Annotated in this window: 14 protein-coding genes; 4 read left to right on the forward strand and 10 right to left on the reverse strand. The window is 59.4% G+C overall.

Annotated features, from left to right (window positions below; genetic code table 11):
* Positions 1 to 30: 30 nt before the first annotated feature.
* Both SO140_RS35315 and SO140_RS35320 read right to left on the reverse strand, forming a co-directional pair.
* A complete protein-coding gene (locus SO140_RS35315) occupies positions 31 to 771 on the reverse strand; it encodes an SDR family NAD(P)-dependent oxidoreductase (protein WP_474802501.1) in 741 nt (246 codons plus the stop codon).
* Between the two features lie 143 nt (positions 772 to 914).
* The gene (locus SO140_RS35320) at positions 915 to 1,703 is read right to left on the reverse strand and encodes an HpcH/HpaI aldolase family protein (protein ID WP_474802499.1); all 789 of its coding nucleotides are present in this window, start codon (positions 1,701 to 1,703) and stop codon (positions 915 to 917) included.
* Positions 1,704 to 2,153: 450 nt separating this feature from the next.
* Here SO140_RS35320 and SO140_RS35325 point away from each other — a divergent pair, with 450 nt between their 5' ends.
* The 3 genes from SO140_RS35325 to SO140_RS35335 all read left to right on the forward strand — a co-directional run bounded on the left by SO140_RS35325 (position 2,154) and on the right by SO140_RS35335 (position 6,287).
* Positions 2,154 to 3,179, forward strand: coding sequence for a zinc-dependent alcohol dehydrogenase family protein (locus SO140_RS35325; protein ID WP_474802497.1), 1,026 nt, complete (start codon positions 2,154 to 2,156; stop codon positions 3,177 to 3,179).
* Between the two features lie 81 nt (positions 3,180 to 3,260).
* Positions 3,261 to 4,760: an aldehyde dehydrogenase family protein gene (locus tag SO140_RS35330; RefSeq protein ID WP_474802495.1), complete on the forward strand. Its 1,500-nt coding sequence runs from the start codon at positions 3,261 to 3,263 to the stop codon at positions 4,758 to 4,760.
* Positions 4,761 to 4,814: 54 nt separating this feature from the next.
* Entirely contained in the window at positions 4,815 to 6,287 is a 1,473-nt protein-coding gene (locus SO140_RS35335) for an NAD-dependent succinate-semialdehyde dehydrogenase (protein WP_449382368.1), read from the forward strand.
* A 34-nt stretch (positions 6,288 to 6,321) separates the two neighbouring features.
* On the opposite strand, the gene SO140_RS35340 is transcribed toward SO140_RS35335, so the two are convergent.
* The 8 genes from SO140_RS35340 to SO140_RS35375 all read right to left on the reverse strand — a co-directional run bounded on the left by SO140_RS35340 (position 6,322) and on the right by SO140_RS35375 (position 16,161).
* Complete coding sequence (locus SO140_RS35340; RefSeq protein WP_449382369.1) at positions 6,322 to 7,242, reverse strand: LysR family transcriptional regulator; 921 nt, start codon at positions 7,240 to 7,242, stop codon at positions 6,322 to 6,324.
* A 1,244-nt stretch (positions 7,243 to 8,486) separates the two neighbouring features.
* Positions 8,487 to 8,687 (reverse strand): hypothetical protein, encoded by a 201-nt coding sequence (locus SO140_RS35345; RefSeq protein ID WP_449382370.1) that lies wholly within the window; start codon positions 8,685 to 8,687, stop codon positions 8,487 to 8,489.
* 1,898 nt (positions 8,688 to 10,585) lie between these two features.
* A complete protein-coding gene (locus SO140_RS35350) occupies positions 10,586 to 11,881 on the reverse strand; it encodes a caspase family protein (protein ID WP_449382371.1) in 1,296 nt (431 codons plus the stop codon).
* Between the two features lie 25 nt (positions 11,882 to 11,906).
* Complete coding sequence (locus tag SO140_RS35355) at positions 11,907 to 12,224, reverse strand: DUF4399 domain-containing protein (RefSeq protein ID WP_449382372.1); 318 nt, start codon at positions 12,222 to 12,224, stop codon at positions 11,907 to 11,909.
* Between the two features lie 383 nt (positions 12,225 to 12,607).
* Positions 12,608 to 12,880, reverse strand: a complete 273-nt coding sequence (locus SO140_RS35360; protein ID WP_449382373.1) for a DUF6894 family protein — start codon at positions 12,878 to 12,880, stop codon at positions 12,608 to 12,610.
* A gap of 992 nt (positions 12,881 to 13,872) precedes the next feature.
* Positions 13,873 to 14,376 (reverse strand): hypothetical protein, encoded by a 504-nt coding sequence (locus SO140_RS35365; RefSeq protein ID WP_449382374.1) that lies wholly within the window; start codon positions 14,374 to 14,376, stop codon positions 13,873 to 13,875.
* Between the two features lie 575 nt (positions 14,377 to 14,951).
* Entirely contained in the window at positions 14,952 to 15,152 is a 201-nt protein-coding gene (locus tag SO140_RS35370) for a recombinase family protein (protein ID WP_449382375.1), read from the reverse strand.
* Between the two features lie 628 nt (positions 15,153 to 15,780).
* Positions 15,781 to 16,161 carry a hypothetical protein gene (locus tag SO140_RS35375; protein ID WP_449382376.1) on the reverse strand — a complete coding sequence of 127 codons (381 nt, stop codon included), beginning with the start codon at positions 16,159 to 16,161 and terminating at the stop codon, positions 15,781 to 15,783.
* 472 nt (positions 16,162 to 16,633) lie between these two features.
* Between SO140_RS35375 and SO140_RS35380 the strand changes: the two genes are divergently transcribed.
* A complete protein-coding gene (locus tag SO140_RS35380; RefSeq protein WP_449382377.1) occupies positions 16,634 to 16,837 on the forward strand; it encodes a hypothetical protein in 204 nt (67 codons plus the stop codon).
* Positions 16,838 to 17,072 lie beyond the last annotated feature (235 nt).

A 17,072-nucleotide genomic window follows, 5' to 3' on the forward strand; every position in this document is an offset into this window, starting at 1 on the left:
GCTCTCGTGAGCCTCCCATGGGGCGAGGGTTCAATTGCTGTGGGTCAAGCCGCCGTCCGCGGCGATGGTTTGTCCAGTGATGAAGCCTGCTGCTCGCGTCGCGAGGAACATGACGAGGCCGACCAGATCCTCAGGCATCTGACCGCGCGGCAGACACTGCTCGCCGAGAACCCGTTGCCGGAATTCCGGACTGGGGTTGTGCGTTCGATCGACCTCGGTCGCTACCGCGCCTGGACGGATGCAATTGACCGTGATTCCGAACGGACCGAGTTCGCGGGCCAGCGAGTTGGTCATCCCGATGATCGCGGATTTCGACGTGACGTAGTGAAGATAATTGGCGACGCCACGCGGCACGGAATCGGAGGAGATGTTGACGATGCGGCCCCAGCCTGCCTTGCGCATCGACGGTGCGACGGCGCAGATGGAAAGATAGGTACCGGTTATGTTGACTCGCATAACCCTTTCCCATTCGTCGAATGGGATTTGATCGAATGGGACCTTGTTGAGGGTCGCAAAGATCGCGGCGTTGTTAATGAGCACGTCGATCCGGCCATAAGCGTCGGTCAGAGTTCGGACCATGTTATCCACGGACGAGCGTTCTGCGACGTCCACGCGGATGGCTTCGGCCTTTCCTCCCGCAGCCTCGATCTCTCGCTGGACCGCTTCGGCCTTTGCCAAATTGATGTCGGCGACTGCTGCGATGGCTCCCGCGGCGGCGAATTGTCTCGCTATTTCACGTCCCAGACCCTGACCTGCGCCGGTGACAAGCACAACGCGATCGGTGACGCTGAAATCTCGAGCGTGAGCTGGAACTCCGGAATCGGCCGGGGCGTGAATGGAAGTCCTGGCATCCATATTTAACTCTCTTGCTTCAGTTAGAAATTCGAGCGCGGTGCCGTCCGTCTGACGGGTGCCTAGGCGAACTGTCTGCGCATCTGGGTCGCTGCACTGATAAGAAAAGAAAGATCGTTTCCGGTAGACGCGTACCGAGCGCCGAGCGCGACAAGCTCTCTGATCAGATCGGGACGCGAGCCAAGCCCGCCCACACCAAGAGCCTTGTGATGAGTTCGGCAAGCCTCGAGGCAGCGCGCGTAGGCGTCGCGGACGAGCGGATGGTCGAGCTGCCCCGGAATACCGAGCGCGCCGCAGAGATCGTTGGCTCCCACGAGGAGGATGTCCACGCCATCAACGGCCGCTATCTGTTCGGCAGCAGCCAGCCCCGACGGGGACTCGATCATCGCGATGATCATGGTCGCCTCGTTCATCTGTCGGATAGTGTCTGCCGCCGGACCCGCGCGGAAATGCAATTGGGGCAGAAGGCCGGCCAGCGATCTGGTTCCGATCGGTGGATACTTCACGGCGCGCACGATGGATCGTGCGTCTTCCGCCGATTCCAGATGGGGCGCGATAATGCCGAGCGCGCCGCAATCGAGGACGCGCGCGATAAAACCAGCGTCGATGCTTGGAATGCGGACGAACGGCGCTATCCCCAGGCTTATACAAGCCAGACAGATCTGGCCCACCGTATCGAGGGAGAAACCATTGTGCTCCAGATCGATATAGACCGTGTCAAAGCCGGAGGTGCGAGCGATGCTGGCAATCTCAACCCCTCGAACCAGTCGGACCGTCATGGAATAGACGGTCTGATCGCGCGCCAGCTTTTCTCTGACGCAGTTTCGAAGCTGATCGTGTTCTGGAACCATTCTCTTTCCGGTCGCAAAGTCGCTCGCAGGCGAAGCGAAGAAGGTCAACTCAAAACGCAGATCAACTGCGCGACCGAAATATACATGCCTCGGTGCGAGCTTTAAGCGACAGTTCGGAGAGGGCGGGTCGGAGATATAGTGTCAGCTTATATGGCTGGGATCGCCAACGCTTCCGTGTCGCATGCTGGTAGCGCAAGATAGCGATAGCCCGCGGCGATGGTCGTTGGGCGCCTATCGAGGGCAAAAAAGCCCTGGCATGCGGCAGGATGCGCCAATTCGGAAAGAGGGAGGCGAGATGAGGTTCCGCGCTTAGCGCTGCGTCGCGGGAATTCCTGCGACGACTGATTTTCATAGAGAACCGGCCATGCGAGTTGCCTCCACCAAGGCGCACAGACGGCAATCATCAGTCGGCGCTGGACGGGACGGTCAGGAACATACAAGGACAACGTAATGCGCGGCATCGTTTTTCGCGGAAACTGCACTGTTGAACTCGCAACTGTCCCGGATCCGACTCCGGGCCCCGGCGAAGTGGTCGTTGAGATCAAGGCGTCTGGAATGTGCGGTAGTGATCTGCATTTCTATAGGCGCTCGCCCGAGCTTCTATCGCAGAAGCCGATCATCGCCGGCCACGAGCCATCCGGCATCGTTGCGGCCATCGGTCCGGGCGTAACGGGTCCACATGCGCGCGTCGGCGCGCGCGTCATGGTTCATCACTATCATGGCTGCACCGACTGCGAGCATTGCAGGTCGGGATGGCCCCAGATGTGCCAATCCGTCCCGGTGACGGTTTACGGCACGGATCAGCATGGCGCTCACGCGCCCTACATGAAGGTGCCGGCGGACACGTTGGTGCCCCTCGACGAGCGCCTGAGCTTTGCCGCAGGTGCTGCGATATCATGTGGGACAGGTACCGCGTGGGGAGCTTTTGAGCGGATGGGGCTGACGGGTCGCGATACGATTGCGATCTTTGGTCAGGGACCTGTGGGCCTATCCGCGACGCTTCTCGCCAAGGCGCAAGGGGCGCGCGTGATCGCTCTCGATATTGACGATAATCGACTTGCAACCGCCAAGGCGTTCGGTGCCGACTTCGTCGTAAACTCGCGGGAGGGAGATGTCCCCGACGCAATTCGAAGTCTGACCAAAGGCCGCGGTGCGACCATGGCGCTCGAGACCGCGGGCGCCGCTGCCGCCGGGCAGGATGCGCTGCGCTGCGTCCAGCCCTGGGGCACGATAGGTCTCGTCGGCCTGGGGGCCGAGATCAAATTGTCACTCGCCCAGATGCTCCGCAGACAGCTTCGCATCTTCACGTCGTGGACGATGTCGATCCAAGCGCAACGCGCGTGCGCGGAATTCGTGATCGAACGCGGGATCGATCTCGACAGGCTATTCACCGATCAATGGAGACTCGATCAGGCGGAGGAGGCCTATCACAGCTTCAACCGTCAGAGCGCAGGTAAGGGCGTGTTCCTAATGTAGCCGGCGACAGCAGGGGACTGTGTGTACGCGTTGTCGCGACCTGACCGAAGCGCGCGCGAATTTTTCCGAGAAAGACAGTTGATGAACCAGCAAATGCCGCCGTCCCAACTTTGCGCTGCCGCGCAGGGATTCCTGTCACGCGGACAATACGGCCTTTTCATTGATGGGCATGAGATCGCGGCGACATCGAACAAGGTGTTCAACACGATAGATCCATCGACCGGCGGCGTGATCGGTTCGCTTGCGGAGGGAGATGAAGCCGACATTGATCTCGCGGTTCGCTCCGCCCGGCGAGCCTTTCATGGTCCCTGGAGCCGCTGGACTCCTTATGAACGTCAAGCACTGCTCTACCGAGCGCACGAGGTGATTGACAGAAATTTTGAGGAACTGGCCGAGATCGAGGCTGTCGACATGGGCGCACCGATCTCCCGAGTAAGGGGGTCCAAGTCCGGCGTGTTGAAGATGATCCTCTTCTTCGCGTCGCAGGCCGGAAATATCGTCGGCGAGACGCTTCCCAATGGTCTGCCGGGTGAGGTGACGACCTTGTCCTTCAAGGCCCCGGTGGGCGTCATCGGCGGCATCATTCCATGGAATGGTCCGCTGAACAGCCAGTTCTGGCTCATCGGCGCCGTGCTTGCGACCGGCTGCACGGCGGTGCTCAAGCCGGCAGAGGACGCGTCCCTCTCGGTGTTGCGCGTCACGGAGCTTCTTCACGAGGTCGGCCTGCCCTCCGGGGTCGTAAACGTCGTCACCGGATTCGGGGGCGCCGCTGGCGCTGCCCTTGCGCGACATCCCGATGTCGACCGTATCGCCTTCACGGGTTCGACGGCGACGGGACGGAAGATCATCGAAGCATCGACCGTCAACATCAAGAAGTTGCAGCTGGAGCTGGGCGGCAAATCGCCGGATATCATTTTTTCCGATGCGGATCTCGACAAGGCGGTGCCGGGCGCCGTAATGGGAGTGTTCGCGAACTCCGGTCAGATCTGTTTTGCGGGCACACGCGTATTCGTCCAGCGCCCAATCGTGCAGGAGTTCTGCGCACGTGCCGCCGACTTTGCGCGTGCTATCCGGGTGGGATCGGCGCTGGATGCCAACGCCCAGCTTGGGCCACTCATTTCGGGTCGGCAGCTGGATCGCGTCATGTCTTACATCGAGCTCGGACCAAGAGAAGGAGCACGTCTAGTTTGTGGCGGCGAGCGCCTGGGTGGCGCTCTGGCGGACGGCTATTTCGTCACGCCGGCGATTTTCGCTGAAGTCGACAACTCGATGCGCATAGCGCAGGAGGAGATCTTCGGTCCCGTGCTCTCGGTGATCCCCTTTGACACCTTGGAGGAGGCGATCGCGCTAGCCAACCAAACGGATTACGGCTTGGGAGGCGCGGTTTGGAGTCAGAATGTCTCCACCGCTCTCAAGGTCGTCAAAGGCGTGCACACCGGCGTCATGTGGGTGAATTGTTATGGACTGATTGATCCCCTAGTTGGCTTTGGCGGCACCAAGCAAAGCGGATACGGCGCCAAGGGCGGTCGTGCCCATCTGGACACGTATCTCTACTCCAAGAACGTTTACATCAACACCTGAATCAAAACGGTCGCGCACCGCGACCTAACTGTCAGAACCCTCGAAGGAAGTCGGATGCTTGAAAAAATCGCGAAGCCTCAACTAAAGGACCCAGATCTGCTGCGCAGCGAGAACTATATCGACGGCGAATGGGTTGTGGCCGACGGCGGCGCCGTGATGGAAATTCGCAATCCATCGACAGGCAGGCCGTTGGGGACAGTTCCCGCGATGGGACGTACCGAAACGCGTCGGGCCATCGATGCGGCAAGAGCGGCGTTCCCGAAGTGGCGGGCGATGGTGGCAAAGGAGCGAGGCGCGATCATCCGCAGGATTGCGGACCTGATGATCGCGAACGCGGATGATCTCGCGCTCATCATGACCGCCGAACAAGGTAAGCCCCTGGCCGAGTCGAAAGGCGAGATCGCCTATGCTGCCGGATTCCTGGAATGGTTCGCGGAAGAAGGGCGGCGCGTCTATGGGGAGACGATCCCCGCGCATGTCCCGGATCGGCGGGTCGTGGTAACGAAGGAGCCGATCGGCGTTTTCGCAGCGATCACGCCTTGGAACTTCCCTTCCGCGATGATCACACGCAAAGCTGGTCCGGGATGGGCCGCGGGTTGCACAGGAATTATCCGTCCCGCGAGCCAAACACCCTTCTCTGCACTCGCTCTAGCAGTCCTTGCCGAACGGAGCGGCATGCCCCGAGGTGTATGCAACGTCATCACCGGTCCATCCAGCGCCACCGGAAGGGAGCTCACGGAAAATCCATCCGTGCGCAAGCTCTCCTTCACTGGCTCAACCGAAGTAGGTCGCATGCTGCTCGAACAGTGCGCGAAGACAATCAAAAAGACCTCAATGGAGCTGGGCGGGAATGCACCGTTCATCGTGTTTGACGATGCCGATCTCGACGAAGCAGTGAAGGGCGTGATGGCGTCGAAATTTCGCAATACTGGCCAGACCTGTGTCTGTGCAAATCGGATTCTCGTGCAGGACGGTGTTTACGAGACGTTCACTGCCAAACTGAAAGCGGCTGTGGAGAAGCTTCAGGTGGGTGACGGCATGGAGGCTGGCGTAAGTCAAGGTCCGCTAATCAACCACGATGCGGTTCTCAAGGTCGAGGAACACATTGCCGACGCTCGCGCCAAGGGCGCCGCGATCGTAACGGGAGGGAAGCGGCATGCGCGGGGTGGCAACTTCTACGAGCCGACCGTGCTGGCGGATGTGTCACGCGATGCGCTGATCTTTCGCGAGGAGACCTTCGGTCCCGTTGCTCCTCTCTTTCGTTTCAGGACGGAAGACGAGGCGGTGCGATTGGCAAACGACACGCCATTCGGGTTGGCCAGCTACTTCTATGCACGCGACGTCGGTCGGATATTTCGCGTCGCGGAGGCTCTGGAATACGGCATCGTCGGGATCAACGAGGGACTGATTTCTACACCCGAGGTCCCGTTCGGTGGCGTCAAGCAAAGTGGGATCGGACGGGAAGGTAGCAGCCATGGGATCGACGAGTACCTTGAGATCAAATACATGGCCCTCGGTGGGGTCTAATTGACTCGCGTTTGGACAGGGCAATCCACAGCGTTCAGGGCTGACAGTTCAATTCAGGACCCAAGTCGATACCGGCGGCCGCAATCTGACCGACGAGACTGCGACTCGCCTCGGTCAGCGGATTCCGCTCGCGGAATATGACAGCGATATCGCGGTTGAGCAGCGGTCCAGTGATGTCGAGGGCCCTGATCCGCCCCGCCTGGACATCGGAATCTATGGCGGAGGCCGGCAGTAGCGCGAGACTGTCGCTCCCGGCGACAATGGCCTTGATGCAGTTCACCGTCCCGCACTCCGTCAATTGTACCGGAAGGTCAACGCTCTCTGACGCGAGCAGCTTCTCGAGCAGTGTTCTCTGCCTGCCGACCATCTGGATGATCCACGGAAATTTCGCGAGATGCAGCCATGAGGGATTTTCCAATGCAGAGACGGGATGATCCGGCCGGGAGATGACATACAGCCGGTCGCGGAAAAGGACTCTTTGCTTGAGTCCCTCGAGGTATCCGTAGTTTTCCGTCTGGGCGACGATGAAGTCCACTTCCCCGCGCATGAGGCTGAGCAGGAGTTCGAGCTGGATTTTCTCTGCGACGCGGAGAATTGTCGTTGGATGATTGTCTCGCCACTTGCAGATCGCTTGCGGTACGATGGAATTGGCAAGGCTCGGCAGGGTGCCGAAAGCGACGGCAGAGTGTGTTCGCTCATCCGATAGCTTCATCCTGCTTTCCGCGAGCTTCAATTCATCACGGATGAGCCGCGCGTGGGCGTAGAGAACCTCTCCCATCGGGGTGGGCTTGACCCCGATCGGGCTGCGCTCGAGAAGCGGACCGCCAACGCTCTCTTCCAAACGATCGATCGAAACGGACAATGCTGGCTGTGAAATCAGCAGCTCCTTGGCCGCCTTCTTGAGGCTCCCGCTCTCGATGACCGACGCGAAGTAAAGCAGTTTCTTGGGATCCAACTTCTACCTCCGATCCAACCGGACTCTCTTTTTGCTTTTTTGTCCGGAAAGGACACCCGCTCGGTGGCAAATTCCGATCGGCTTCTCCCGTCTGGCGGGGGTATAGCATAAATCTATATCCCCGATGAAGGGACACGTTGGTGAGATAGGGTCGCGGACCGAGCGGCCCCGGCCCCACGCCCCCCTTAAAGCGGCCGGGGCCTTTTGGTCCATCTAGCGCACGCGGGCTTCATCGCGCATCCTGGCGCCGTCTGCCTCGGGGCTGGCCTGAGCAGACCTTTCGCCCTGTGCTGCGGATTAGGTGCGCACCTCCAGACGGCACGGGGCCGACTGGTCCACTCAATGCGATCCTCGCCGTGGCTCAACAATCGCGCGTAAGTCCCGCTCTCGTGTAGCTCGAGCCAGCCGCGCTCGACCGCCATCTTGATGCCCGCACCGAACTCCGGGCCGGTGGCCTTCAGTGTGTAATCCCCCGACGCCCTCGGGCGTGTCGATGTGCTAATGGTGACGCTCTTAAGCGAGCAGCCCCGTGCACGGTCCTCGCTAGCAGCGGCGCTTCCTTATTTGGAAATGCCTGCTAAGCAATTGATATTACTAGAGGCGAATTCGACCATTTTTTCCAAACGCGGCTTGAAATCGTTGAATAATCAAACTGTTTTTGATTCCGCCAATCGGAGGTTCGATCCCTCCCGCCCCAGCCAGGGCAACGTCCTAAATTTCCTTCGATTTCCGCACCACGCTCGGCAATGCCAACGTCAAGACGCCCAAAGGGCAATTTCGACGGCGGGATGCGCTCAAACCGGACTATCGTTGAATGGCCTTGATCCATTTGGCCGATCTTAGCCCAGACTTCCCTACGATGGACTGGAGCGAGGGGTCAATGTTGTCAGTTGGTTAGAGGACCGCGTGTGCACGACGTGTGCACCGCGAGATCAAAGAAAATCTCACTCTAAGTAACATCAGCACACTCTTTCAGGCGTGTCTGAACGTCACTCCGAGTGATTTCTGGTGAAGCCGCACTTGCTGGGAGTTTGAGACACGGCGCGTTCGATCACTTGTGCCGGAATTTCGATCGAGGCTATCACGCTTCCTGTCGACGCATCACGGTAGCCAACCTGACGCGGTAAATGCGCGACGAATTTCCCGCAGTTGTTGAGCCATGGTCGCCTCCGGTACTCAACGTCCTTTGAAATATTCGTAACACCATCCGGGTGGGTGTCGAGAGCAAACCCGCCAGCGAGGATTCAACCAAGCGAGACCGCCTGCGCCACCATAAGGCCAGCACCCAGGATGCAGATTAGGCCGCCAAAAAGCTCAAAGACCGACGGCCCGGGGCGGCCCACCGCTAACAGCGCAAGGATGGTCGCAATGCCGAACCGAATGCCCTGTGGCGTGAGGCTATCCCACCCGATAATATCCCAGCCGATAACTGAAAGAAGAGTCATTTCCTGGCTCCTGTATTTGAAACCTTTGTTGCCCGGATTTCCGCGCACGCGTGGCGGGTGACAGCGTCGAAGGTGCGTCTGGCGGGGGCGACTGAGGCAGAGCGCGTCGAAAGATCGCAGCCGCCCGTGTAGGGCCCTATCGCCAGTCAAGGCTCGTTGACGATGCTCGGTGGAGAATACTTGGCATGGCTCTCGCCGTCCTCGGCGTAGCCACGCTCCCACGCGCCAGAGGCGAGAAAGCCCGCATAACTCAATCCTTCATCCCCGACAAGCCGAGTCGTCGGCCCGAGCCGCTGATTGAGAAGTAGCGTCGCAAAGCAGCGGAGCAGCTCTGATCTTGGCTCGTCCTGTTCAACCCACAGAAATTGCCCTATCTCGCTGACCTCGAGGAAGATATGTTGAAGCGCCGGCGCCGATATCACCGCAAGAAGCGCCGCCGGCGGCTGGCGGCACACCGCCGACGGTTGCGGTAGGACTGAAACAAAAGAGGCCGCCGACCAAGGCGGCCCAACTGCTGTCGCCACCGCTAGCAGGATAACGACTACGATGATGGCGATGCCTTCACCCCCAGGGTGCCCCTGAGCCGCAATAATTGGCCATTCCCTGACATGCAAATCTGCGAAACGCTTGAGCCCGACTTAACCGCAACCTTACGCCGGTGGACGATACGGATATGCGCACCGCGAACGGTCCGCCAGCTATGGGAAATTCTAATCCGAGCCATTTAACCTCCAAGGTTCAACGAACAGTAACGGTTGTCTCAGCAAGGTGTATTCCAACACACGCCCGGGATAGCCGATCCCAAGGTCAACGACCGTGATGCGCGTCACTGGAACTTCGGCCACATGACGAAGGTGCTTCTAAGCATCACCGCGGCGAGCAATGTGGCACCGAAGATCGCGACAGCAAGACATCCGCGCCGGGATTGAATGCGAATCGACGGTGGCGGGATAGGACGTCGCCGCCTTGCTCATTGCACCATATCTGGGGGCGCCATTGAGATCAGGCGGATAGGTGACCTTCATTGACAGCGGAAATTAGCCGCGGTCTTGCTGTAATGCTGATCGATTGGCTATAGAGATGAAGCACTAGACCGGTAAGGTAGCGGATGTGATCGGTCCTCTCGGTCCCGCACGCTCAGCTCCTCTATGCTGCACACGGCGACGCGTACAGGTTCTAGGGAATTCCGACGATTGCGAGCGATCAATAGGTCGAGCTGTGGTCGGTGCGGCTTCTCAACCACGAAAAGCCGGCGAACTATCGCGCCGCAAAGCAGCGAAGAACTACGCAGTTGTTTGATAAGAAACGAAAACGTTCCTGGCACTCGGCCGTTTATTTTGGGAACGAGCTCTGAAGGCTGAGGGTTGTTATGCGACGGAGGAAATTGCCATGCTTGTGTTTTGGTTGCCGATCATAATCTTCGAATCGATGCTTGAAGCAGACCTGAATCAGCGCAAAGCAGGCGATCCATCGGTGATCGAATAGTGAGGGTTCGAGTTACGCTCTGCAATATGTGATTGGGATCACGGCCCCAGCGCGTGACTTGTAAGAGTGTCTCGTCGAACAGTTGTTTGCGGTTCTTCGAGGAACACACTATGAGCATCGTGATTCAAAGACTTAATGGTTTGTGGCACCTCGTCGTCGGGTCGTGCCAGCTCCGAACTCCCTTCCTGGAGACTCAGGACCGGGAGCTGGTCGTTATGTACGCCCGCCGAGTTTACCCTGGCGCCAAAGTTTTCGAACGCGACTGATCCTAACAGCGACGCACTCGAGCGAATGTTGTCTCGTATTTGAGTGACCGGCAATTTCCCAGGAGAGGCCCCCTCTTGGCGGGGTTTGCGGGGCACAAATTTCAATCGGGAAATCTCATGGACACATCGCGAAGTGTCCAGACGAGATCAAGGAGCGACGCTCTCGCGCAATCGGCGGAGCTGGGACCGGAGCCGCTCGCAGCCCAATTCCTGCTCGAACTTGGTGATCGCCTCGAACGTAGGTTCAGCGCGCACGCTCAGCAACCGCGCCATGTCGCGGGTGCAAGCATCTTCCAAGCGGGCAGACTCGTTCAGTGCCTGCAGCTTCGGAGCGGCTTGCGGCGCCGCATTTCCGCCAGAAGGCGGAGCGGTATTGCTATCAATACTCTCAAACAGACGCTGTACTTGTGGACGGAGCCGCTTGCAGGTGACCTCGCGTTGGAAGTTGGTGATCTCGTCCGGCGCTGGATTGGCGCGCAGACGAGCCAGCCTCGCTTCGTCGCGGACACAGGGGTCCGTGATTTCGGGGGCGGGCTGCGCGGGAAGCGGCGGCTTGGGCAGGTCCGCCTTCGCAGCCGGTGGCGCGCTTGGCGGCGTTGGATTGATCACGGTCGGCTTCGGCGCGGCCGGCGCCAGAACTGGCGGAGGGGCCAGGGGCGGCGGTGCCGGCGCGACAATTGTTGCACCCAACTGCGGCACTAAGGAGATGGTTGCGCCGCCGAGAGAACCATAGATGAACGGCTCCTGCCGTCCACCGGTCATGGCGATAACCGCATCGCGGACACGACCAAGTGCGATACGAATGTCAACGCCGGGCTCGGCAAGGTATCTCAGCAGCGCGGTCGCATAGGGACTGTTCACGCCGTCGCCGTCGTAGGAAATCGAGCCGGCTTTTGCGGCGTAGGCCACCAGCGTATCGGCACTGACTTCATCAAGCCTCGCGAGCCCGCCTCTGGTCGGCGCGCGACTTGCGGATCGCAGCTTGGCCGCAAACGGGTTGTCGCGGCAGGCGTCGAGTAGTATCAAACGCAGGCGACGTACCGGTTGCAGCGCCCAGATGATGCGATCGATCGCGATAGCCTCGTCGTCGACGTCGTAGTCGTGGCTCAGCTTGGCATCCATCGGTATCAGATAATTCATGCCGCCGATCTCGATGCCGTGACCGGCGTAATAGACCACCGCCACATCGGCGTTCTCTGCAGTAATGAGAAACTCGCGCACAGTGCGCTTGAAGTCGACGACGCCGAGATCGTTGCGCGAAATGACGACGTCGAAACCGATAGATTTGAACAGCGCTGCGATCGCTTTGGAGTCGTTGCCGGTATTGGGTAGCGTCGGTGCGTTCGTATAGGCGGAGATTCCGACGACCAGCGCCACGCGACGCTCCGCTGCGGCCGCATCGGCGAACATCGCGCTGACGATGAGGCAGAGGACGTGGATCAAGAGCCGGCGCGGTTTCATTGCTGCATCAATATCCGTAACTCCGCGAGGGGCGATGGCGGTATTTGCGCTTTGCCGGCGGCTGGCCGTTCTCCGTCACGGTGACGTTGATGATGTCGGAGAACATCGCCGCATCGAGCGGCACGCGGGCGAAATCGGCGAACAGGAGGCGCAGTTTGTGCTGGCCGATCGGGAGCGTGATCTTCGCTTCGATCTGGCCAGCGCCGAAGTGCAGGTGGTTGAAGTAGTTCAGGAGCGGCTGGTCGAGCGAAGGCAACTCGGCATCGACAAGCAAACGATGATGGCAGGTGTTGGGTTTGTCGTAGCCCGCGGGCGCCACGCCCATGTTCAACAAACCGAATCGGATCACCGGTTCGGAGAAATATAGAAGCCGTTCTTGGGATAGATGAAACCGCGGCGCGACCGTCGCCTTGCCGGTCACGGCTGCTATGCAACATTGAATGTGACGTGTGCATACTCCCGATCGTTAGAGCCGACCGGAGATCACAAGATGAAATCCGCCGTCTTGTCTGTGAGTTTTCTCACAATCCGCAGATTCTTTAGAGAGGCCGCTGCACGATTCCGGGAGGCAAGAGCTTTACGTAGTCTTCCCAAATGTACCGTTTGGAGCAGCAGGCTGTTCAATTGTGTCCGGGCTGCGACGGAAGTCCCGTTGGACGAGTATCGCTCCGGCGAAGGCACGCCGGATGATTGCTGTCGTGATCGCATTCACCTCTGACGAAGAAGTATGAATGATGGCTCTGACAGCATGGCTGTCTCCCAGTGCGGCTTGCCGAGCACGAATGCGAACGGCAGAACGAAAATCTCGTCGCTGACATGCAGGGCCCACTGCCGCCATTCTTCCAGATTGGCGGCTACGACGAGGGATCGCATCCTGCGGGTGGCCTCCTCACACGCCTCGATCAGGTCGGATACGAATGTACCGCGACGATCCATCAGTACTCCCTTAGCGTTCGAGCAATGAAAATAGACCTGAGTCATGTACGCCTCCTTGCAACATCCGGGCGAGGAAGCTCGACCCTGCATGCCGGAGACATACTGCGCCGCAAAAGGGATTGTCCGTGATCATCCGCTACATGGTGCGGTTTGGGAGCCTCGCGGGGCTGTGATCGGTCCGGCCTCAACTCACATTCACGGACGAGGCATGGATCCAACGTCAGCGCTAGGCCGATGGCTGGGGCGTCAGCCGTGCTGCCCCGTCGTTAGCCGAACCTCGGCGGCAGCTGTCGTACCTGCGTCCCCTCGGCCGCGCCCGCCGTCGCTGGAACCGGGCGCATTGCCGTCGGAGATAGCAGCAAAACGCTGCATCATCTTGCAGTGCTTGGAAACGCGACATAGGGAAGAGGCTCGGAAGCCTGTCGATTAGTGGCGGGGCTGAATTGCCCCGCCAGTGACCTACAGAGGGCCGTACGAATTTCTATATTTATCGGCTAGTCTAGGTCGTTACTCCGCGGCCATAAATAGAGCCCACGGCCATTTCTGAGCGATGCAGCGGTGGCTTTAGGGTGGTTATGAACACCACGAAGCACAGCGCTCCGATTGCGAAGATGATAAGACTAAAAATGCAGTTTAGGTTCATCCGTGTTCCTCGCCGCCTTTTTGTCTGGGGCTGCATCATGCAGCCATGAACCCGATGATGAAGAGATTGACCCAAATCTTCCGTGACGGCGCTCACAATGTAGAGCCTCCTCTGCCTTCCCTGAGTCCCGCAGCGTCCATTTGCTTGGCTACTTCGCGATGGTGGCGCGGCTGCATGCCGTGTCGGACGGGATAGTGCTCTGCGACAGTCTTGGCAGCATGCGGGAAATGCCTTGTTACGCTCGACATCGGCGGCCCTCTGCGCTGGTCTTGGCTTACCCTTGCGCCTGCCGGCGGCGGCGGTCTTCGTTGCGTGCGATGGCCGCGAGTATGTCGAGCAGCATTCCCATCGAACACGTGGGCCGTGAGCAAGCCATTGCCGCCCGTGATTTCCGTCACAGATAGAAAAGCCACCCTTCAGTATGGTTCGAGCCACATGTTGTTGATTGCAACCCCTGAGGAGGAAATCTATGAGTGAAATGCGTGAACTGATCGATACGGACCTCGACGCTGTGTGTGGAGGGCATCACGGGCATCACGGGCATCATGGACATCACGGGCTTTTTAGCTTCGGCAATTTCGGCAATATCGTCAATTTCGGCAATATTTTCATACAGGAGAACATTGCCGTGCAGGTTGCTGTGGCTGTCGGCGCTAACGCCACCGCCGTCAATCTGCTCGGTGGTCAGCAGAACTCCGGCTTTATCAGCCGGGCAGCCGCAGTTTAGGCGAGTCGTGATCATGATTGATCTTGAAGAGATCGACTTGTCTGCGGCACCGGGCAGGGAAGACAGAGATTTGTGAGTGCCGTCACGGAAGATTCGGGTCGATCTCTTCATGGTGCGGTTCGCATGAACTAATGGAGCGAAGGTGACCCTGAACCACACTTTCAGTCTCATGACCTTCGCGCTCTTAGCGCTGTGCTTCGTTGCGTTCGTAGCCACCATAAAGCCGCAACCGTTGTATCACTCAGAAACGGCTATGGGTTCGATCTATGAGCGCGCCTTCAGCGCCGGAAGTTCTTGAATCGACCCGGCGGTCAGTCATGACGCCTCCAAGGCGCGCTGCACGGTGCTGGTGCCGACGCCGATCGTGCGGGTGATCGTGAGAATGCCCTTGCTTTCGCTGCGCAGCCGCCTGATGCGTCGTTGGAGCTCGACCCTGCTTCATCCCCCAGCGCTTCTCATCAGCGCTTCTGTGGCCGTCCTTGCGGCTGTCACGGCCTAGCTTCACGCCGTTTGCCTTGGCGCGTGCGAGGCCGGCGTTGACGCGCTCGACGACATGGCCTTCTCGACTTCGGCAAACAAGCCGCACATCTGGAACATCGTGCGCCCGAGGGGGGCGTGGTGTCGAGCGCCTGCTGGTGCAGGTACAGGTCGCACTTATTTCACGGCCTGGAGGTCGCCAGGAAGCCGACCAGATCCTGCAAGCTGCGGCCGAGGCGATCAACGCTCCAGGCCGTGATCATGTTGATCTAGCGGGCGGTGACATCCTTCAGCAGCCGATCGAAGCCAGGACGCTTGTTGTGGCCGTTGGAGCCGCTGACGTCGGCGTCCTCGTAGAGGCCGACGATCACCCAGCCCGAGCGCTTGGCGACCGCCTCCAGCTCGCGGCGCTGGTTCTCCGTGGTCTGTCCGTCAGTGCTGACACGCAGATAAATGCCGATACGCTTCATGGCTTGCTCCAACGTGGAGCTTTTTGATGCTCGCGAACAGCCCGTGAATTCAACGGGCGCCGGCGAAGTGGGGCGACTACGCCGAGCCATCGCCAATGGGGCCGGCAGCGGTCGCGCGGACGAAGAGGGTTGGGACAGCGGGACAGGCGCTGAGGAGGCCACCTGTCCCGCCGCGCTTACCGCGAACAGTAAACTGCTACGGTGCGCTAACTGCCGGATGACAACATATCGGCCTCTCCTCGACTGTGATGCACGGCACTGCGGCAAGTCAAGGCCGGAGCCGACTGTCGGTGATGGGATTCAGCGCCACGCGCTATGGGTCGAGCCCCCAACGCCCAGGGCAAGGACAATGACGACGTCGCGGCAACGCTGTCAGCGGTTGATGGGATCGAGGCTGCTGTCGTGGGTAGTAGGTCGGCGCAAGGGCTTAGGCGGAGGTTTGGGCGTTTGGGCTGCTTACGCGATGATTGAATTCCCGGTGACCGGGATGATGTAGGGCTGCCGGGCACGCGACCAGTTCGTTCGGTCCGGCGAACTGGTCGCGAACTACGAGGCAGAGGCGCAAGGAGGTATCAACCTGAGTGCCCCTGGTCACAGTCTGCGCTAGATTGAGTGCGGTAATGCAGCGTCAATGATCAGAAGTCCGGCGGATGTACCCGAGCCTGCTGATCCTCGAGAAGCCCCGACGTGCATCGTCGGGGCCTTTATTTTGGGTGCAATCATCAGCACGCAATGTCGGCTCTTGGACGCGAAGCATAATCATATGCTTGATCCGAGCCTTACCGGCAATGACCCGAACCTGGCATCTTGTGGCCGACTTCCAAGCGCTATCGGTGCCATTCGCAATCGTCGGATTTCCCTCGCTGTCGTTTGCAAATCCTGACGGGGCCGCTAGACATGTCGAAGTGCCAGCGACGGCATAGGTGCCTTTCAGATTGTCGCCAGCAAAAGCCGAAACCGACATATTGGCGAAGATCAATACCATTGCGATTTTGTAATCGTGTCTCATGGCATTCCCTCCTGTTGCGCGATTTCAATTCAGGCGATGGCCCCCTCAATTCGAGCAAGCGTTGCCCTAGGACAGTCCCCTGCGTCGGTGGGACACCCACGAAAGATGGCACAACAATCATACGTTGATGTCAGCTGAACAAGCGGCGGTAATGTGCGCACGCGCGTCATCACGCCACCTGTTGGGCTGACGGGCGCTGGTATTACGCAACTGGTAGCGGCATTTGCCGCATCGACATGCTTTCCGGCGGCGCGACAGGGACTGGATCAATCCCCGTTAGGCGTGAGCACCCTGGTCGGCCAAGTCGCCATAGGCGCGTCTTCGAATGATCCGGGATCAGCTTGTCGTCCGAGAGCCGCTGTAGGGCGCCACGTGAAAAATCCGTCCTCGGGCATCTACACGAGCAGTGAGGCACTGGCTCGCTTCGAGCCAGATGTTGTTCACAGATACAAAACTCTTTGGATAAATCATCATGATTCGTGAACTCATCGATACGGACCTCGAGGCGGTGGCTGGCGGTACTACCAACGTTGCTTCAATCTCGATCCCGACGTTGACCCAGACTCTTCTTCAGAATAACTCGCTCAACCAGACCGGTGTTGCTCTCGGCGGCTCCGTTGTCCAGGTGGCCGGCCCTCAGACGAACACCGGGGTCCAGGCTGGATCCATCAGCTAAGTCGGCAATGCCCGCGCACTCCACGGGCTGCTTCTCCCGAGGGGTGCGCGGATACTCTCAATCGAGAATTCTCACGGACACAAGAACCCTCGCGCAATGAACTACGGGAAGAGGTCTCGACACGGTGTCGATGCCCGGCAGCCACACAATTGATCTTGCTCTTTCAAGGACGCGCTTTCGTTCGCTACAATCCCAGTCGTAAGACTGTGATGCTGCACATGATGCTTGCGGATGA

The sequence above is a fragment of the Bradyrhizobium sp. UFLA05-108 genome, assembly GCF_059803455.1.